The sequence below is a fragment of the Roseovarius sp. A-2 genome (assembly GCF_002072155.1).
Classification (GTDB): Bacteria; Pseudomonadota; Alphaproteobacteria; order Rhodobacterales; family Rhodobacteraceae; genus Roseovarius.
Genome location: NZ_BDIY01000033.1, coordinates 1 through 20,927, shown reverse-complemented (window position 1 = coordinate 20,927; position 20,927 = coordinate 1). Strand labels below are relative to the sequence as shown.

Genomic DNA, 20,927 nt, shown 5'->3' with positions numbered 1-20,927 from the left:
CGGTGCCAGAACCTTCACCGATCTCTTCACAGCCCTCGGCGACGTCTGCCAGATGTTCACACCGGACGAGTGCTGGAACTACTTTCAGGCTGCCGGATATGTCGCAAGTTAAAACCGAAACGCTTTAGCGCTCGCCGTGTTCCGTCGGGCTGCTGGTGATGCGAAAGGCCCGTGATCCGGCCAGATCTGTCCAGAAGGAAAGCTTGGCATATTTCTCGAAGATTTCCGGCGGCAGGATGGTGTCGCGCGGGCGCGGCTCGACCTTGGGATGGACCCGGTGCATCCCGTCGATCCCGAGATTCTGGTCAAAGCTTTCGGCATCGAATTCCGCCGCCGAGAAATCATGCGCGAAGGGCTCTTCGCCAATGAACTCGTAGAGCAGTTTCATGACCTCTTCGGGGCGGCGCACCAAGATATCGTAATCGAGCAGGACGATCCGGTCCGCGTAATCCGAATAGCAGGCCTCGCGCAGGGCATGCCAGGGATAGCCCACCAGCCGCGTCGCCCCGGCCAGCGCCTCGACCCTTGTATAGACCGACGAGCGTTCGCCGGCAGAGTTGAAGAGCCGGGTATGCTCGAACGGGTTCTGCCGGAACCGGCGCTCCATCGAATCCATGATCCAGGCCACGTTGCGCACCAGGCAGATCACCCGCGCCTCGGGAAAGACCTGCATCAGCGCGGGCAGATTGGCCGTCCAGGCGCGGTTGGTGTCGAAGATCACCGGCGTCTCATGCTCGGCGTAATAGCTCTCGAAGAGGCCCCGCAACAGCCGCGCGCGCTGTGCCTGGGTGACGCTCGTCGACAGTTCGGTGCCCGCCGAGACCTGGGCGATCATGCCATCGAAGAGTGTGGCGATGGGGCTCGCCATGCCGGCATGAAAGCGCGGATTCTGCCGCAACAGCGCCGCCGTCAGGGTCGAGCCCGAGCGTGGCAGGCCCGAGATGAAATGATAGATGCGATCCGTCACGGCGGGAGAGGGTCCTTATGAGATCAGGGCACCCTGTCCCTTGCACATGAAACCGGGGCCATGTGCAAGGGGAAGGGGGGTGTTTATGCGATGTCGATGAACGGTGTGGCCAGATCATCCGTCGTCACCCGCAGGGCCAGCGTGTCGGCCGTGGGCTGGATCAGTTCGAAGGCGAGGTTGCCGTCGAGGTCGAAGCCGTCGAAATCCGCGAAATCACCGCTCAGCGTGTCGATGCCGGTAACGATCTCGAACGTGTCCCCTTCTGTGAAGACAAAGCTGTCGGCCACGTCGAGCGCCAGCGTGCCGCCCTGATCAAGCGTGGCGTTGCCGGTCAGGTCAATCCGCCCCACACCCTGATCCGACAGGCCGATGCGCAACGTGCCGCCTGCCGCAAGACCGAAGCCGTCGCGCACCTCCAGGATGGCGTCGTCCATGACCCCGAGCGTGCCAGATACCGGTTCCAGCCGCGCGCCATTGCTGATCTCCAGCACCCCGTTATCGGCCAGCACGCTGCCCTCGATCGCGAGCGTGTCGCCTGCGTCGATGACGTTGATCGTGCCGGTGCCCTGTACCGTGACACCGCCGGCGATGACAAAGCTCTCGGCCTCGGCCAGCAGCCCGTCGAAATCAAGCCGGTTGAAGGGCTGGTCGGCAAAGGGCGATCTGGCATCCGACAGGATCACCGTGCCGGTGCCGCCCAGGGTCTGCGCCCCGTCGAATTCCAGCTCGGCGGTCCGGTTGGTGCCCCCGGCGAGGGTCAGCAGGCCATTCACCGTCAGCCCGCCGGTGACGAACACCGATTCGGAGGCATTGAACTCGCCCAGGATCGCGTCGAGATCGAAGGTGACCGCGTTGAGATCGGCACTGCCGCGCAGGTTAACCTCGGCCGACTGGCCCGCCACCGAGGCGAAGGTGGTATTGGCGATGAAATCGCCCAGCACCACCTGGCCGCCCGAACTGTCGACCCGCACCGTCGCGCCCGCATTGTCGAGATTGCTCACCTCCAGCGCGCCATCGGCGCTGCCCTCGAGCGTGCCAAGAATGCGCAGGCTGTCCTCGTTGCGGTTGGTCTCCACGCGGCCCGCCCCGGCAATGGTGATCCCGCTGCCGAAGGTGAAGATCTCGGTCTCGGTGGTCGACTCGGAGATGCCGAGCAGCCGGTTGATGTTGCTGCCGCTCTGCACCCCGTCCGACAGTTCGATCCGGCCGGTGCCATCCACGGTCTGCGCGCCGCGCAGGAAGATCTGGTTGGTGCGGTTCTGCTCGGTCTCGAGCGTGAGCACCGCGTTGACCGTCAGCCCGCCCGCGGCCAGCACATCCACCGTGCCATCCTGCACCAGCGCATCCATGCCGAGCGTGACACCGTTCAGGTCGAGCCCGTTCATCAGCCCGACCTGTCCACTGCCCGCGAGGGCGGCGTTGGACAGGGCGGTGACGAACTGCACCTCGCCCGCGCTTGTATCGACCGAGAGCGCGCCTCGGCCCTCCGTGGTCGCCTGATCGACGCGTTCGAGCACCAGCGCCTTGTCGGTGCCGTTGTTGCGCCCGACGACCTCGCCGAGGATCCGGATCGCGTCCTCGCCGCGCGATGTGGTGATCCGCCCCGCGCCCTCGATGGTCAGCATCTCGCCGAAGGTCAGGATCTCGGACCCTTCGGTCGTCTGGCTGTCGAGAATGACCGTGTTGTTCAGCGTGGTGGTGGCCTCGTTGACGCCACTGCCCAGACGAAGGATACCTTCGCCCTCGACGGTCTGGGGCCCACTGAAGCGCAGGTTCACATTGCCGCCCGAGCGCAGTTCGAGCAGCCCGTCGATGGTCAGCCCGCCATCGACCCTGACGCTCGCGAAAGAGCTGTTGGTGCCCGCGACAAAGGCGCTGCCGCCGATATCGAGCCCGTCAAACGTGCCGCCGCTGAGCCGGGCGCTGCCCGGCCCGGTAATGCCGACATTGGTGAAGCTGCCATTCGTCAGGCGCACATCGGCCCCCGCCGCGATGCTCAACGGCGCGTTGGCAAGGCCGGTGTCGAAATCGACGAAGCCGCCCGCCGCGCTGTCGAGATTGAGCGCACTGCCGCCCTGATCCACCTGTCGCAGGTCGAGCCCGGCGGTGCCGCGCGCCGTCACATCGCCCAGGATCTGCCAGCGGTCGTCGCCCGAGGCCGCCACCGTGCCCGCCCCGATCAGTTCGATATCCGCGCCGAGCGTCAGGGTATCGGCGGCATCGAAGGCGCCGCGGAAATACATGTTGGCGACTCCGTCGCCTATCCCGATCCCGGGCAATGCGCCACGGCCCTCCAGAAGGATCGCGCCGGTGCCGGTCACGTCCATATCACCCTCGAAGCGCAGCGTGGTGCGCCCGTAGCCGCTGTTCGAGAAGGGATCGAGCCGCAGATCGCCGTTCAGGGTGAACCCGTCGGTCAGCGTGAGGTTTCGCGCCACGCCGTAAGTGCTGACAGGCAGCTGGAAGGTGACATCCACGTTCTGCGTCACGCCGCTCCAGGTGGCCGTGTAGTTGTTGGACACCAGCAGCGCCTGCGGCCCGCCGGACAGGGCGGCATCCAGCGTCTGGTCGGTCAGCGTCTCGGGCACGAAGGGCAGGGAGGCAAGATCGGAGCGCAGCACTTGCTGTCCGGCCTGACCGGCGGCCACGACCCGCGCGAAAAGCGCTGAGTCCTGCTGCACCAGCGCCAGCGCGCGGCTGTCGTCGATCGCCGCGCCGGTCACCGTGTCGAACTGCCCGGTGATCCCCTCATCGGCGGTCAGTACCAGGAATTCGTCGCCGATCCCGGCATCGAACCCGTCGGCGATATCGAAGGCGAAGGTGCCATCGAGCACCGCCGTCCCGGCGGTCGCGATCCGGCCGGCCTGGGCGTCGAGCCCGGCCCCGCCGAGACCCACCGAGACCTGGCTTTCATCCGCCAGCCCGAGTGCGCGGTCGAGGATCAACTGACCGTCCTGCGTGGCACCGACCGTGCCGTCGAGCGCGCCTTCGCCCGCGATGCGCAGCCGCCCGTCATCGGCGGACAGATCGCCCAGAATGTCGAGCCTGTCGCCATTTCTCAAGAGCACGTCGCCATTGCCGATCACGTCGATCCCGGCCCCGATGTCGAAGATTTCCTCACGCGCGATCTCGCCTTGGAAATAGAGCTGGCTGCGCGCCGCGCCGCCCAGGGACCCGGCCTGATTGCTGTCGAGCCGGACAAGCCCGCCGGTGCCGCCCAGGCTCTGTTCGCCGCGCAGGGTCAGCCGGCTGGTGCCGCCATAACCCGCGACCAGATCGAGCGCCGCATCCTCCACGACAAGCCCGCCGAAGGCGGTGACGAAGGACGAGCCGTAATAGCTGCCATTGCCGCCGATCCGGGCATCGCCCGCCACGGTCACGTCATAGAGCTCAAGGCTGTTCTCGAGCCGCATGCCGGGGCCGCCCGCCAGTTCCAGCCGGGTGTTCGACAAGGTCTCGGTGAAGCCGACATCGCCCATCGAGGTATCGACGCTCAGCGCCGCGCCGCCATTGTCGATATCCGACAGCCGCAGACCGCCGCCCTCGCCCATGACGGTGCCAAGAATACGGATATTATCATTGCTGCTATTGGCCCCGACCACACCTTCGCCGCGCAGGGTGATCCCGGCCTCGAAGGTGAGCACCTCGTCGAGATCGGTCTGCCCGAGCAGGCGCAGCGTGGATCCGGCCGATCCGGTGTCGTCGGTGTTGATCAGATGTATCGTGCCGGTGCCGCCCACACCTTGTGCGCCGTTGAAATCGACGAAGCTCGTCTCGTTCTCGTCCGACACGATCTCGAGCGTGGCCTGATCGAGTACCAGCCCGCCATGCACATTGAGCCGGTCACCAAAGCTGTTGTCATCGCCCAGCCGGGTAGTCAGACCGAAGGTGACATCCTTGATGATTGTGTTCGACGCGATGCCGAGCACACCCGTGCCCTCGAATACCGTTTCGGTGTGATCCCCAGTCAGCAGGACGCGCCCCTCGGTGCCGTCAATCGTCACCGCAGCCCCGTCATTGTCGAGCCCGTTGACGGTCATGACCGACCCGTCGATGCCGCGCAGCGTGCCCAGAACGCTGATGCTGTCGAGCGGGTTTCCCTGCGCCGCGATGTCGACATGCCCGGCGATCTCGATCCCGTCCGCGAAGGTGACGCGCTCACCGGCCGCGAGAAGCGGGGCCGTCACCAGCGTGCCGGCATTGGTTTGCCCCTCGGCCCGCTCGAAGAGCAGCGTGCCGGTGCCATCCACCATCTGCGCACCTTGGAAGGTGACACGCGATTCCGTCGTTGTCGCGGCACCAAAGCTGACCGTGCTGCCGCCTTCCAGCGTCAGGCCCTGCTCGAAGGTGACGGAAACGTCACGATCCGCGGGGCTGGTGCGCAGATCCGTGGCAAAGACCGTCTCGGCGATACGAGCCTGGGTGAGGATCTCAGGGGTCTGCCCGGGGGTCGCGGGGCCGGTGATCCGCACCCCCTGCACGAGCCCTTCCAGCAGATCCGCCTGGATGTCCGGGACCGGGTCCGCAGGAGGCGGCGCAGGCGTGAAGGGATCACCGTTGATGAAACCACCCGCCTCGGCGATCGTGTCGGTCGTGACGCGCACCGCAACGGTGTTCTGATCGGGGCGGATCAGCTCGAACGCCTGATTGCCCGCCAGGTCGAAGCCCGCGAAGGCGTCGAAGGTGCCGGTGATCGCACCGGTGGCCGAGATGAGTTCGAACGTATCCCCCGCCGCCGCAGTGAAGCCCTCGGCCACGTCGAGTGCGAGCGTGCCATTGGCGGCAAATGTACCCGCCACCGTGGCCGACCCGTTGCCCGTCCCGGAGAAGCCGAACTCCAGGACCGCGCGCTCGCTCAGCAGAAGCGCGCTGTTGAAATCGAGCAGCCCGTCATCGCTCGCGCCGAGCCGCCCTTCGACCGGCAGCAGATCCTCGACCGCGAGCGTGCCGTCATCGGCGATCATGCGCCCGTCGAGCCGGATGAGATCGGCGGTATCGAAGCTGAGCACGCTGCCCGCGCCGCGCACGGTCAGATCAGCCCCGATGACGAAGGTCTCGTCCGATCCCAGGATGCCGTCGAACCGGACCTGGTTGACAGGCGTCACCCCTTCGGCCGCCCCGGCCGAAGAGAGGAAGATCTCGCCGGTCCCGCCGAGCATCTGCGCGCCGGTGACCTGAAGGGCCGCCGCCCGGGTGCCGTTGGCCTGGATCGCGAGCGTGCCGTTGATCGTCAGATCGTTTTCGGCGAACACGGTCTGGTTGCCGTCGATATTGCCGATCACCGCATCCATGTCGAAGACGCTGTCAGAGATCCGCACGTTGTGCTGGAAGGTCACCGCGCCGGTCTGGCCCTCCGCCGCCTCGAACCGCGTGTCCTGAACGGTGCGGAACAGCCGCACCTCGCCCTCGCTCGCATCGACCGTGACCGCCGCCCCGTCATTGTTGAGATCGTAAACCGCCAGCGGCCCGCCCGGCCCGCCCTCGAGCGTGCCGAAAATGCGCAGCGAATCCTCGTTGCTGCTATTGGCGAAGACCTCGCCCGACCCGGCGATGGTCAGCCCGGCCCCGAAGGTCAGCGTCTCGGCGAAACTGCTGGTACCGAGGAGGCGCAGATCGCTGCTGCGATAGCCGCTCAAGCCGCTTGGGACCAGTTCGATCCGTCCGCTCCCGTCGACGCTCTGTTCGGCGCGGAAGCTCAGCGTGGCCGACCGGTTCTCGGCCCCTGGCGCGATCTGAAGCGTGTCGTTGATCGTGAGCCCGGAGAACACATCGACATTGGGCGAGGTGTAGGAGGCCCCGACCAGCGCGCCCATGTCCAGGGTCACGTCGCGCAGATCGAGCCCGTTGCCCAGCTCGACCATGCCCGTGCCCGCGAACACCGCATCTTCCAGGGTTTCGACAAGGCGCACCGCGCCATTGCTGCTGTCCACCGACAGGGTGCCGCCGCCCTGGTCGACCTGCTCGAGGATCAGCGCCTGGCCCGAGCCCTCGTCATTGCCCAGGACAGTGCCCTCGACCCGCAGGCGGTCATCGGCATCACTGACCGCGATGCGCCCGCTGCCGGTGAGGGTCAGCCCCTCGCCCAGGGTCAGGATCTCGGTCTGGTTGGCCGAGGAGCGTCCGAAGAATTGCACCTGGTTGTTGGAGCCCGCGCCATCGGGCGCATTGGCCCGGCTGAGCAACAGCGTGCCCTCGCCGCCGATCTCCATCGGGTCGCGGATATCGAGGCGCGCCTGACTGCTGTTGCCGGCAAGTTCCAGCGTGCCGTCGATCTGGAGCGCCCGGTCGACGCTGACCGAGACAAAGCCGGTGGCGGCCGGGCTCTCGATCCGCGCCTGCCCGTCCACGGCAAGCGTATCGATGGTGCCGCCGGTCAGGCGGGTCACGCCCGGCCCGGCCAGCGTGATATCGCGTGCCTCGTTCGAGCGCAGCCGCACATCCGCGCCCGCCGCCGCCGCGAGGATGGCATTATCGATCCGGCCGTCGATCTCGACAAAGCCGTCATTCGCGCTCGTCAGCGACAGGGTGCCGCCGCGCTGGTCGATATCGCGCAGCGACAGCTCGCCGCCATCGGCGGTCACCTGGCCGAGAAGGGTGAAACTGCCATCGGCGGCAAAGCTGCTCAGCGTGCCCTGACCCATCAGGCCGAGCCCCGCCCCCAGAGTGGCCTCGGGGGCCACGTAATTGGTGAAGGGGAGGCTGAAATCGCGCTGCAGGTAGAGCCCGCCGCCCATGAGCGTGATCTGGCCTGTCCCCTCGACGCTCTGCGTGCCATAGAGGGTGAGACGGGAATTCCCGCTCTCCCGGCCGGGCTCGACCGAGAGCGTGCCGTTGATCGTATTGCCGTCCTGCAATTGCAGATAGCCGCCGTAATTGCCCGACACCGAGGCGTTGGCCCCGAGGGTGACCCCCGTCCAGATGTTGCGGGCAAAGCCGTCGATCTCGATATTGAAATCGGGACCGGCCAGCAGGTTGGTATTCGACAGCTCGCCCCCGGTCTGGCGGAAGGTGCCGCCATTGCCCTCGATCTCGCGGGTCTCGAGCGTGCCACGCTGCAATTCCAGCGTGCCGCTGCCGAGACGGATGCGGTCGGCGCGCGCCTCTTCGGAGAAACTGTTGATGGCGACGGTCGCATCGTCGTCGAGCACGATGGCCACGCCATCCTGCGACGTGGGCACCGTGCCCTCGCGCCAGTTCTCGGGCGTGAACCAGCTGCCGCCCTCGGGCAGGTTCCAGACTGCCGTGGCATCGACCACCTCGAAACCCTGCACCACCGGGTCGCCGCCCAGGGGATTGCCACCCAGATCGGTGACGCCGGGCGTGTCGAGGGTGATCTCGTAGGCCCCGAGCGGCAGCGGATCGAAGCTGATCTGCGCCACCTGCCCCTGGCTGAGGAACACGATATCCGAGGGTGCGATCGGGTCGCCGCCGCCCACGGGCACCAGCGACACATCGGCGACGGTAAAGGTGGTCTGGTCGATCCGCTCGGAGAAGCTGACGGTCACCACCTCGCGGCCTGCCAGCACCAGCCGACCATCGGCGGGCACCACGTCGAGCAGTTCGGGCGGGGTGATATCCTCGATCACGTTGAAGGTCACCGCCTCGGTGGTGGTGGCATTGCCGCCGGTATCGGTGGCGCGCAGTTGCACCGACAGCGCGGTGTCGTCCCCCAGGCTTGCCAGCGAGGGCGCGTCGAAGCTCAGGTTGAAGGGGGCCGAGACATCGTTCAGCACCACCTCGCCATTGAGCAGCAGCTCGACATTGCGGACCTGCACATCGTCCTGGATATCGAGCGAGAGGGCGATCCGTGTGCCTTCCTCGATCTGCACACCGGCGGTCTCGGGATCGGCATCGGCGGCCTGCGCGTCAAAGCTGATCGTGGGGGCCACGCCATTCGCATCGAAGGGCAGCACGTTGACCACCTGCAGCCCGCCCGCGCCATCCGCCACATAGGCGATGCCCGAGGCGAGCGCCACGCCCTTGGCATTGCCGGGCGTTGCAAACTCGGCCAACAGATCGAAAGTGACGTCCGGATCCTGGGCATTATGCACCTGAAGGCCGCGGAATCCGCCCGCCACCAGCGCCAGCCCGGAGCCGTTGACCACGGTTTCAAGATTGCCCGCCTGCACGCGCGGCGTGTCGATGTTGGAAATCAGCGACAGCGCTTCGGGGTCGCTTACGTCATAGGTCAGATAGCCGCCGCGCTCTTCCAGCCGGAAGAGCGGCACGTTGATCACCTCGAGCCCGTTGGCGACATAGGCCACGCCCTCGTTGACGAAGACCTGCTTGTCCTCGGGCACGGTGCGGATCGTGCTCTGCGGGAACTCGATACGGTTGAGCTCGGTAATCTGCGCGCCGTCGATGCGGAAACTGGCGAGGAACCGGTTGTCGACCACGGCATAGAGCGTGTCGCCGTCGAGCGCGAAATCGTTGATCCGGCGGCCCGCGTCCACCTCGGTCAGCACCGTGCCGGTGGCCGCATTGATCAGCGCGATATCGCCCTGCCCGCCGCCCACGAGTATGGTGCCCCCGAGGTCGATCACCGCCTGCGCGCCGCCCGCGATCGAGATCGTCTGCGTGACCACCGGGGCCTGCGGATCGGTCACATCGACAATGTGCAGCCCGCCCTGATCGGCCGCCACATAGGCCACACCGCGCACCGAATCAACGGCGACCTGCTTGGCGGTGCCGGGCAGATCGAGCTGCGATTGCAGGATCGGGTTGGAGAATTGCGTCGCATCGACGATGGCCAGGCCATGGCTGCCGGTGGCGACAAAGGCGGTCTGGCCGGGCGTGCCATCGGTCGCGCCAGTGACCGTCACATCGAGCGCCTCGCCCTGCAGCGCGACGCTGCCGATGATACCGGTCGGAAAGCCGATGCCGTCAAGCGGGTTGAGCCCCTGCGCCACCTCGGCCCCGTCGAGCACGCCGTCATCATCGCTGTCGGGGTTGTCATCCGAGGTACCGACCACGAATTCGGCAATCGCGCCAAGCCCGTCGCCGTCATTGTCCTCGGTATCGCGCTCGAAGATGATCCGGTCGCCGCTCAGGGCCTCGGGATCGCGCGAGGTGTCGATGATATCCTGGGTGACAAAGCCGGTCTCGGGGTCGAAATAGGAGATCTCGACCCGCTGCCCCGGCGGCAGCAGCAGGCTGATCTTGCCATCGCTGTCGCTCTCGCCGCGGAACACGGTGCCATCGTCGAGCGTGTAGGCATAGAGCACGCGACCGGAATCCGACAGCGCCAGGCTGGAAAGATCGCGGAAGTCGGACGTGCTGTCGGTGACGTTCTGTGCTGCCTCGCGAAGAATTTCCCCGATTGTCTTGTCCCCGAAGGTTTCCAGAAAACCGGTCAGCGACTCTTGCGCCAGTGCGATGGCCTCCAGCACTTCCGCCGTTTGGTCGGCTGGCAGCGGAATGGGGTCAGCTGTCCCGGACTGTTCGGCGGCCTCGCGCAGATCATTGACCAGAAGGCTTGATTTATGCATCGCATCGGCAATTCGGACGACGCCGTCGATCACCTCTGCGACCGTGCCGATGGCCGCCGAGATGCCCCTGACCTGCGCGAGCGAGAAATCCTGAATGAGCTGAAGCTCGTCCTCGCTCGGCAGGGCATTCGCAAGGTTCCTGACATTTCCTCCGAAAAAGCCGCCGACGAAGTCCGAGACGCTATTGCCGAAGATGCCGCCCCATTCCGCCACGCCGCTGGCGAAATCGGTACCGTTTTCAAGGAACGCGCCAAACTGGTCGACCGTGCCTTTCGCAGCCACGACCGTCAATCCGGCCTGGATGCCGGTCGCGGGAACCTCACCGACCACTTCCCCGATGGACAGCAGGTCCACGGTCACGCCGGCGCCGAAACTGTCGAGCGTCGATTGCGAGACAAATCCGAAATCGGCATCTCCCTCGGCCGTGGAGAAGGCATCCGCAATCACGCTCAATCCGGTGGATGTCAGCGTCGCGGCAAAATTAGGCAGGGTTCCGATCCCTGCATCGGGGACGAAGATATCGGCGGCATTGATGGCCGTATCGACCCCACTGACCGCCGTCGACGCGCCGGAAAACACCGTCGCCACCCCGTCGCGCACGGTGTCGAAGGCATCGCGCCCGATATTCAGATCGTCATGTGATTTCGGGTCTTCCTCCACCGGCACCAGCGGCTCGTCCCCCACCGCCTTCCAGCCGAAGGTGTTGACGCCGGTATCGCCCTCCGACACCAAGCGCTCGCCATCCGCCGAGACGATCGCCGTGCCGGTCTGCACCCATTCGCCCGCGTCGTGATCGAAGGACAGGATCGGGCGGATCGTGCCCGGGGCCAGCCCGTCGATATTGGGAAACTCGATCTGCGCGTTGCCGTTGCTGTTGGTGGCGTCGCCCGCCTTGATGGTAAAGACCACGGTCGGGTCGAACCCGTCGGGTAGCGGCCCCGGAATGCGGTCGGGCTCGAAGGCCATGACCGTCACCTCGGTGGCCGGGGTGCCGTCATCGTTGGTCAGGCTGTCGGGGGGGATGATGACCTTGACCTTTTCCCATTCCGACGGGTCGATGTCGGGAAAGATGCTCGAGAGATTGGCCACGCCGTTCGCGCCGATCCCGGCCTCGGTCGCCTCGCCGGGCGTGATCTGCACCGCGTCGCCCTCCGCGAGGGCGGCAAAGAAGATCGACAGCGGCGAGCCGTTGAGATTGGTCGTCGTGGTCTGCCCGGCCTGGGTCTGCACCGGGCGCTGGAGCGTGCCGAAATCGAGCCCTTCGCGGCCCACCACGTTGGAGGCGTCGAAATCGAGAAACACCTTGCCGACCGGCAAGTCCTCGAGCAGGAAGCGTCCGGTCGCGTCGGTCACCGCCGTGACGCCGGGCAACCCGACGACCGAAACCACGATCCCCTCAAGCGGAATGTCGTTGCCTTCGGCATCGCGGTTGTTGGCGTCGAAGATGAAGCCCTCGACATTGGTGCCCGCCACCGGGGTGAGCGACACGGTCGAGAAATCGGCCTCGAGCACGCCGCCCGCCTCGCCATCGCCATCGGCATCCACCGCGCGCCCGTCGGCACCGGTGATCGCGTCGCCATCGACCATGATCCGCAGCTGCGTCGCCGCCGGCAGCAGCTCGTCGGGGAAGAAGGTGGCGATCTTGCCGTTCGAGGACAGCGTCAGCCGCCCTTCGAGGGCGGTGCCGCTGGCCAGCACCTGGATCGCGTCATCGTCGATCGTGTCGGGGTTCACCGCGCGGTCGAACTCGACCACGATCTTGCGGTCGAGATTGGCCTGCTGCCCGCCATCGGCGGGCTGCGTGGACACGACGCGGGTCACGGCATCGACGCTGAAGTCGAGCGAGGTCGCTGCCGACTGGTTGCCCGCCGGATCGCTCAGCGCCGCGATATCGAGCGTGAACTCGGCATTCTCCAGCGTGTTGGCAAGGTTGAGCCGCACGGTCTGATCGTCGATCCGAGTGGTCGAGGTGATCTCGGGCACCGCGCCCTCGCCCGCGCGCATGAGCGCATAGCTCGCCACATCGAAGGCGGCCTCGCCCACCGGCCCGTCAAAGCCGATCACGAGACTGTCCACCGTCTGGGCGAGCGCGCCGGTGGGCGCGGTCGTGATCTGCGGCGGGGTGTCGTCGAAGGTGAAGCGCAGATTGGCCGAGGTGGTCCGCCCGCTCAGATCGGTGGCGCGCAGCTCCACATTGTAGAGCCCGTCGGGCAGGGTCTCGCCGATCCGGTCCTCCAGCGTGGCCCGGGTCAGGCTGAAATCGCCGGCCTCGTCCAGCAGGTCGAGAATACTGACGAAACCCACCGTGGTCCCGAAGCTGATCTCGAGCGCGCGCAGCCCGGCATTGTCGCTGGCCGAGCCGGTAAGCCCCGGATCGGAGGTCAGAGCGTCACTGTCCGAGGTGCCGGTATCGCTGGCCAGCGCCAGCGAGGCCAGGGGGGCCACGGCATCGCCGAAGTCGAAATCACCCGTGGCCAGCCCCTCGGCGCTGTCGATGCCGTCGAAAAGCAGGAATCGCCCGCCACCCAGATCGACCCCGACCCCGTCAGCCAAAGCGACGAAATCCAGATCCGCGAAGGCGGTGATCCCGGCAAAACCCTCGAGCTGCACCGTATCCGTGCCGCTCTCGAAATCGGTAATCGTATCCAGCACGAAGCCCTGATCGGGGGCGTCGTCGGCGGCCAGGATCCGGAACAGATCCGCCCCCGCCCCGCCGGTCAGCACATCGCGTCCGGCACCACCGCTCAGCGTATCGTCACCGGCCCCGCCGATCAGCACGTCATCGCCACCATCGCCGCTCAGCAGGTCACCGCCGCCGCCACTCACGATGGCGTCATCGCCGTCGAGCCCCATCACCGTGTCGGCGGCCGACCCCGCAACGATATAGCGGTCATCGGCATCGGTCAGGGATTGCCGGGGAAACCCGGTCGGATCGATCTGCCGGGGCGCGTCGGCGAAAACGAAATCCCCGGGTCCGAGGGCGGTCTCGTCGGCCAGACCCTCGAAGATCACGAGGCGGTCGCCGGGCAGGCTGAGCGCGGGCCCCCCGGTCTGCGGCGTGAAGCTCAGCGAGGCGAAATCCGTCAGACCGTCGAACCCGGTCAGTTCGACGCGATCCACGCCGGGGGTAAAATCGGTGATCCGCTCGATCGTGGGGCCCGAGGCGACCCCGGGATCGGCAGCGTCGAAGGCAAAGATATCGCCCCCGGGCCCGCCGGTCAGCACATCGGCCCCCCCGGCGCCGATCAGCACATCCGCGCCCGCGCCCGCGATCAGCAGGTCATCGTCCGCGCCGCCATCGAGCACGTCATTGCCGCCGCCGCTCAGAAGCGTGTCATTGCCCCCGGCCCCGGCAATCGCGTTCTCGCCGGGATCGGTGCTCACGAAACGCTCATTGGCATCACCGAGCGCCACGTCGCCATCGCCGCCCAGCGAGACACCGGCCACGATGGCAAGCCCGGAGGCCGCCAGCCCGCCCTGCTCGGCCCTGGTCACGAAACCCTGCGCCGCGGCGATGCCGAGTTGCGCCATCGCATCGGTCGCGGCGGGGGCGAGGGGAAAGCCCTTGTCGATCAGGGCCTGATCGAACAGCGCGCGATGCGCGGGAAACAGCAGGGTCAGGCTGTGATGCGCGGCATAACCGAGGGCCCGCTCGGCATCCGCGAGATGCTCACCGCCCTGCGCGCCTCCGGCCTCGCGCCAGGCGAAGTCCATGGCCTCATAGGCGGTCTTGAGCCGGTGCCCGAACGCGGCATCTTCCTCGGCCAGCGACCGCAGCGCGTCTTGCGCCAGATCGATCCAGGATGCAGCATTCGAATTGTTGTCCAAAGCCATTGAACCGTCCCCCAAACAATCAATGTTAGTTTCGAAAATCCATGTTCGGTCGATTTCCAAATCCCGAAGCCCGTGCTCCGGCCGTCAGATAAAGCTCACATCATCAAGGATGGCGCCGGTATTGGTGATGCCGGTGAAGGTGAGCGTGTCGCCGCCCCCGAAATCGAGCAGCAGGAAGCCGTCGGCGTCGCGGGTCGCGAAGGGGATGAGATCCAGTGGTTCAGGCGTGCCGCCACCCAGCAGTGCCGCCTCGAGTTCGACCGCATCCACATTGCCGAAATCCACCACCCGGTCATTGCCCGAGCCCACCCGGAACACGAACGTGTCGGCCCCGAGCCCGCCGCGCAGCACATCATTGCCCGCGCCGCCGTCGAGCGTGTCGTTGCCCGCGTTGCCCTCGAGCCGGTCGTCGTCCTCGCCGCCATTCAACAGATCAGCCCCGTTGCCGCCCTCGAGCCTGTCGTTGCCCGCATCGCCGTTGAGCACGTCATTGGCGAGCCCGCCCTCGAGCAGGTCATCCCCCGCACCGCCCGAGAGCACATCGGTGCCGTTGTTGCCCTGCAGCGTGTCATTGCCCGCGCCGCCCCCGAGCGCGTCGCCGCCGCTCGCCCCGATCAGAAGATCGGCGCCGTCGCCGCCTTCCAGCGTGTCGGCCTGGACGCCGCCCTCGAGCCGGTCATCGCCGTCGCCCCCGCGCAGCAGATCACGGCCGAAATTGCCCTGCAGCGTGTCATTGCCCGCGCCGCCCTCGAGCGTGTCGAAGCCTTCGCGCCCGACCAGCAGGTCCGCGCCACCGTCGCCGCGCATCAGGTCCGCGCCCTGGCCACCCTGCAACTCGTCATCGCCGTCGCCGCCATTGAGCTCGTCACTGCCCGAATTGCCCTCAAGCGTGTCGTTGCCGGCATCGCCGTTCAGTGTGTCGACCCCGCTCAGGCCCAATACCAAGTCATTGCCGCCACCCGCGTTGACAAGGTCGAAGCCCTGCCCGGTATCGATCACATCATCGCCATCGCCGCCGTCGAGCGTGTCATTGCCCGGTCCGGCGGCAATCGTGTCATCGCCCGACGTGCCCGTGAGGCTGTCACTGCCGCCGGTGCCGTCGATGATGTCATCCGCCGTTACGGTCACCGTGACCGTGCCGGTTTCCTCGACCGTGCCATCTGAGACCGTGTAGGTGAATGTGTCGATGCCCTCCGCATTGGGATCGGGCGTATAGACGATCCGGTTGCCGGAGATCACGGCAGCGCCGAGCGTGGCCCCCGAGACCGCCGTCAGCGTGAGCGTATCGCCATCGGCATCGCTGTCATTGGCGAGCACATTGATAGCGATGCTGGTGCCCTCCGCTGCCGAGGCGCTGTCATCGACGGTCACCGGCGCGACATTGTCGGGCGGAATTTCCAAGGCGACATCGAGCCCCTCGAACGGGTCACCCGCCGCATATTGATCTGACGCGATCAGATCCGCCGACGCGATAGTGCCGCCCTGTCGGTCCAGAGGCACCAGAAGCACATCCGCGACGGCTGCACGCGACAGCACCGCGAAATCCACGGGGATGACGGTACCGTCCTGTTCAAGGCTGAAGCGGCGGAATGCGACCTCCGTAACCGGCCCCTGATCGTCGTCTCCGATCTGCACCGACGTCTCCGCCGGGGTCGCGATGGACAGGACACCATCGTCGTCGATCAGCGATATCTCTATGGGCGGCTCGCTCAGATCCAGCCTTGCTCCAAGCGCACCCAGATTTATTGCGGTCAGGAGCGCGCCCTGCGACACGCTATAGGCCGATACAATAAAATTCATGGTCCCCCCCCCAGAATTTTACTTTTTCAAACTCATTCGGAGCGGCCGTTAAATCTGAACAGTCACTGGCCGCGCATGATCATTCGAACTCTGAAATGGATGCCACCAATACTGACCGACGGCCCCGAAAGGCACGAAATTATATTACAGGTATGAAAGCATGAAAGATTTTATCTTTCAAGAAAAAAGAGCCAACCCTGTTTTGGTTGGCTCTTCCATCGGTTACGGTCTCTTCTGCATGCGCTGCGAAAACATCCTCGCTCCGGCCCCGGCCTCTGGCCGGGCAAGCCTCAGATAAAGCTCACATCGCCCAGGATGGCACCGGTATTGGTGATGCCGGTGAAGGTGAGCGTGTCGCCATTCCCGAAATCGAGCAGCAGGAAGCCGTCGGCGTCGAGCGTGGAAATGTCCCGCAGATCCTCCACATCGGGCGTGCCGCCACCCAGCAGTGCCGCCTCGATCTCGACCGCATCCACAGTGCCGAAATCCACCACCCGGTCATTGCCAGAGCCCAGACGGAACACGAAGGTATCGGCCCCCTGCCCGCCGCGCAGCACGTCATTGCCCGCGCCGCCGTCGAGCGTGTCGTTGCCCGCGTTGCCCTCGAGACGGTCGTCGCCCTCGCCGCCATTGAGCAGGTCGGCACCGCTCGCCCCGAGCAGGAGATCAGTGCCCGCTCCGCCCTCCAGCGTGTCGGCCTGGACGCCGCCCTCGAGCCGGTCGTCGCCGTCGCCCCCGCGCAGCAGGTCGCGACCGAAATTGCCCTGCAGCGTGTCATTGCCAGTACCGCCCTCAAGCGTGTCGAAGCCTTCGCGCCCGACCAGAAGATCGGCGCCACCGTCGCCACGCATTAGGTCCGCGCCCTGGCCACCCTGCAACTCGTCATCGCCGTCGCCGCCATTGAGCTCGTCACTGCCCGAATTGCCCTCGAGCGTGTCATTGCCCGAATCGCCGTTCAGCGTGTCAAAGCCATTCAGCCCCAATACCAGGTCATTGCCGCCACCCGCATTGACGAGGTCGAAGCCCTGACCGGTATTGATCTCGTCATCGCCCTCGCCGCCATCGATCGTGTCGCTGCCAGCGCCAGCCGTGATCGTGTCATCGCCCTCGCCGCCCGCGAGGGCGTCGCTCGTGCCGCCGCTGGAGATTGTTTCGCCGGGGACGCTGACAAGCGGCTGGATCGTGGCCACCGCGGCCGCGCTCAGACCGTCAAGAAGCACCGAGGAGCCACCCGCAAAGCTGACCAGCGCCCCGCCGGGGGTATCCACCGCCCCGGCCAGAGCCGCCGCGATTTCCGCCTCGGTGACGTTCAGCGCGCGCAGATCCAGCACGTCCGCGCCGATCTCGAAATCATCGATCCTGTCATTGCCGCCCAGATGCACGAAGGTGTCACTGCCGCCCGCCCCTGAATAGCGGTTGTCGACCCCAGCCTCGCCGGTGATGGTGTCATCGCCGTTCGAGCCGCGCAGATACTCGAATCCCGTGATCGTATCGGTGAAGGACTGCCCGTCGAAAAGCGTGCCGGTCACCACGCCGGTCGAGGCATTGATCTGCACCGAGGTGAAATCCGACCGGTCATAGCGCGCCCGGTCGAAACCGGCCCCGCCGTCCAGGGTGTTGCCGCCGCCGAGTGCGCGATAGGATTCGTCGGACGAGGAGCCGGTGAAGCGGTCGCCGAGACGGGACCCCTGCACCTCCCAGACCGACCCGGTCCCGGTGATGGTGTCGACATTGCCGAACCCGTCATTGGCGATGACACCCGTTGCGAGGTTCACGTCGATCCCCTCGTTCACTACCCGGAAATCCACCCGGACCAGCCCGGTGCCGTTGATGTTGAGCGTATCGACACCGTCCCCGGGGCGCACGCTCATCCACTGTTCGCCCTCGGGCGCAAGGTTGAACGTGTCGTCGCCGGCAGTGCCGCGTATGGCGAGACCACCGGTCGAGAAGCCCGACGCCAGGGGATTGTTCACATTGACGAACGTGTCCATGTCGCCGCCGGAATAGCCGACTGTGCCGGTATTCGCGCCGCCGTCGATATCGACGGTGATGCTCTGGCCGCTGGCATCGAGAAAGCCGTAATTGACCGAGACGAAACCGACCAGCTGATCGGTGAAGTCGACCGTGTCATTGCCGAGGCCGGGGATGATGAAATCGTCACCCCCGGAGCTGTCGCCCAGATTGTCGCCGGGATTGATGACATCGTCCCCGTCCCCGGCATCGATGAAGTCATTGCCGCCAAGCGCGAGGATGGTGTCGTCCCCGGCGGTGCCGAAGAGATTGTCATCGCCCCCCGAGCCCTGCACGAGGGTGCCACCGCCGGGGCCCTCGGGCTCGGCGAGCGTGGCCACCTCCGCCGCGCTCAGGTTCGCGAAATGCAGCGTGTTGCCATTGCCGAAATCGGCGACGGCCCCGCCGTTCGCGTTGTCCTCGGCGGCATTGCGCAACGCCGTGTTGCGCGCCTCGACGCTCAGCCCGGCGATCTGCACGTCGATCACGTCGGTGCCGAGTTCGAAATCCACGATGGTGGTGGCCCCGGTGCGAATGGTGAACCAGTCGCTGCCGCTGCCACCGTCGAGAGTATCGTTCCCGCCCGCGCCGTCGAGCGTATCGGCACCGTTTCTCCCCTCAAGCCGGTTATCCACCCCGGCTTCGCCGGTGATCGTGTCATTCCCGTTCGATCCGCGCAGACGCTCGAACCCGCTGATCGTGTCGGTGAATGTGGTGCCGTTGCTGTGCGTCCCGGTCGCCACACCGGCAGTGGCGTCGATATTGACCGATTGGACGAGCGAGTCGTAGCGCAACCGGTCGAATCCGAGCCCGCCCTCAAGCGTGTTGTTGCCGCCGAAATAGCGGTAAGAATCTGCATTGTCCGAGCCCACGAAGACGTCGTCTCCGGCAGAGCCCATCATCTCCCAGATCGGGCCGGTGCCTCCGATGGTCTCGGCATTGCCGAAACCGTCATTGGCGATGGTGCGGGTGGCGAAGTTGACGTTGGCACCGTTGCCGTCCCGGAAATCGAGTCGCAATTGACCGATGGGATCGCCGCTGTTGACACGCACGGCAGCGTCGGCGCTCGCGATGATCGTATCGACCCCGTCACCGGGCCGGATGCTCATCCACTGCTCGCCCTCGGGTGTCACGTCAAACCTGTCATTGCCAGACGTGCCGAGGATCTGAAGCCCCCCCGTCGTCCAGCCCGCGAAGAGCGGGAGTTCTACATTCACCAACGTATCGGTGCCCAGCCCGGTCTTGACCACGCTGCCCGTATTGGCCGCGCCGTCGACCTGCACATCGATCGTCGTGCCGAGGCTCCTGTAATCGACAACCACGGACCCGCCCGGATCGCCCGTGATGCCGGTGAAATCAATCGTGTCACTACCGGCCGAGCCCACGACAACGTCTTCGACCGGATTATCCCCGGTCGTGATCAGGTCATTCCCCGCCGTGCCTTCAAGAACATCATCGCCATCGGTGCCCTGCACCACATTCGGACTGGCATCGAATACCGTGTTCGCGAGCGTGCCGAAATCGATGGTGGCCCCGGGCGCGAAGGCCCCGGTGGCGGTGGCGAAGCCGGTCACCGTGCCTTCCAGCGCGTTGAATTCTGCCAAATTCGCGGGGATCGCGGGCACCGTGCCGCCGATCGGGAAGATCGCGTCGAAGAAACCGCCGCCGGGGCGTGGTACCTCGATGGCAAGCGCCACGAAATCGCCCGCCGTCGTGGTCACCGTGCCGAGGAACGTGGCCCCGTCATCGGCGGTGATGTCGATGCCCGCGGGCACCCCGGCCCCCGACAGGCCGACCGCGACGTCATTGGTCGAGATGTCGACCTCCGGAAGATCGTCCGGGAAGGTCTCCAGGATCGAGTAGGTGAAGGTCGTCTGACCCTCGGGCACCACCACGTCGAGCGTGACGGGGTTGGCCGCAATATTGGTGTCGGTGCCGTCGCGCGCGACTAGGACACCGCTGATTGAAAAGGTTGGCATGGAAAATTCCCCTCCCGGAATTGAGTAATGTTGTTGTTATGTTTCAAGAAGTAGCAAGCAGGCGGATTGGAAGGAAGAAAAATTTTACCATCCGAAAAATTCAGCACGCTTACCACGCGTTCAGGAGAGTACGGCGAGGGCGAGAGTTTTTGCGCCGCACTGTCCTGTATCGACCTTCATACGACTGACACAATTCCCTCAAATCACCGTTACACAGCCAGCCTACGGTCACGCCGATTTCCCTCGAACACAGGTGTGATACCCGATGGCCTATACTCTTCAGCTGCTGCATGCGAACGATCTCGAAGGGGGCGTGGAGGCCCTTGAAAACGCGCCGAATTTCGCGGCGATCGTGGACGCTCTCGAGGGGCATTGCCAACTTATTTTCACCCGCCCGAATGAGGCCTGACCCGAGCCCGTCAGGCCGTCATTTCAAGCGCGTAGATTTGCCAAAGATCGAAGGCATCAGTTCTGGCGTGGCGGTATGAGGTGGCGGAAAGACGATAGCGGCGGGGACGGAAGACCGTGTTGATCTGGTCATGGGCCCCCAGAAATCTCTGCGCCTGTCCGGGTGACTTGAACCGGCCCATGAGTTTCTCTCGCTTTCGAGTCGGCCGATGGGATCCTTCGATCCGGTTGTTTAAGCCCTTGTGCGCCCGATGATCGGCCTTCGCGGCAAGGTTGCGGATCGGCCTGATGTAACTGCGCAGCTTGTCGGTGATTGAATCGTCCCGGTTTCACCGGAGACCTATAGCTTCATTTCACGCGACCATATCGAGCACGTCACGCTGTGCATAGAAGTTCTCTTCGGCCTCGACTGGTGGGATATTCCCGATGGGGCCAAGCAGG

At 65.7% G+C, this 20,927-nt stretch carries 5 protein-coding genes and 1 pseudogene; 1 reads left to right on the top strand and 5 read right to left on the bottom strand.

What is annotated here, in order from left to right:
* Positions 1 to 124: 124 nt before the first annotated feature.
* From BHD06_RS20880 to BHD06_RS20865, 4 genes are all read right to left on the bottom strand, one after another.
* Positions 125 to 967, bottom strand: a complete 843-nt coding sequence (locus tag BHD06_RS20880; RefSeq protein ID WP_080458894.1) for a sulfotransferase — start codon at positions 965 to 967, stop codon at positions 125 to 127.
* Between the two features lie 83 nt (positions 968 to 1,050).
* Positions 1,051 to 14,289 carry an Ig-like domain-containing protein gene (locus BHD06_RS20875; protein WP_080458893.1) on the bottom strand — a complete coding sequence of 4,413 codons (13,239 nt, stop codon included), beginning with the start codon at positions 14,287 to 14,289 and terminating at the stop codon, positions 1,051 to 1,053.
* Between the two features lie 84 nt (positions 14,290 to 14,373).
* Positions 14,374 to 16,089, bottom strand: coding sequence for an Ig-like domain-containing protein (locus BHD06_RS20870; protein ID WP_080458892.1), 1,716 nt, complete (start codon positions 16,087 to 16,089; stop codon positions 14,374 to 14,376).
* A gap of 290 nt (positions 16,090 to 16,379) precedes the next feature.
* Entirely contained in the window at positions 16,380 to 20,078 is a 3,699-nt protein-coding gene (locus BHD06_RS20865) for a calcium-binding protein (RefSeq protein ID WP_080458891.1), read from the bottom strand.
* Between the two features lie 265 nt (positions 20,079 to 20,343).
* On the opposite strand from BHD06_RS20865, the gene BHD06_RS23905 reads away from it, so the two are divergent.
* On the top strand, positions 20,344 to 20,487 hold the full coding sequence (locus BHD06_RS23905) for a hypothetical protein (RefSeq protein WP_176214438.1): 144 nt from the start codon (positions 20,344 to 20,346) through the stop codon (positions 20,485 to 20,487).
* Positions 20,488 to 20,497: 10 nt separating this feature from the next.
* On the opposite strand, the pseudogene BHD06_RS20860 reads toward BHD06_RS23905, so the two are convergent.
* Positions 20,498 to 20,800 (bottom strand): annotated as a pseudogene (locus BHD06_RS20860) (DDE-type integrase/transposase/recombinase); the annotation flags it as partial.
* Positions 20,801 to 20,927: the final 127 nt, after the last annotated feature.

Excerpts from the sequence above, each read along its gene's own strand:
- BHD06_RS20875 (WP_080458893.1), bottom strand. The coding sequence starts at position 14,289 with ATGGCTTTGGACAACAATTCGAATGCTGCATCCTGGATCGATCTGGCG.
- BHD06_RS23905 (WP_176214438.1), top strand. The coding sequence starts at position 20,344 with ATGGCCTATACTCTTCAGCTGCTGCATGCGAACGATCTCGAAGGGGGC.
- BHD06_RS20870 (WP_080458892.1), bottom strand. The coding sequence starts at position 16,089 with ATGAATTTTATTGTATCGGCCTATAGCGTGTCGCAGGGCGCGCTCCTG.
- BHD06_RS20865 (WP_080458891.1), bottom strand. The coding sequence starts at position 20,078 with ATGCCAACCTTTTCAATCAGCGGTGTCCTAGTCGCGCGCGACGGCACC.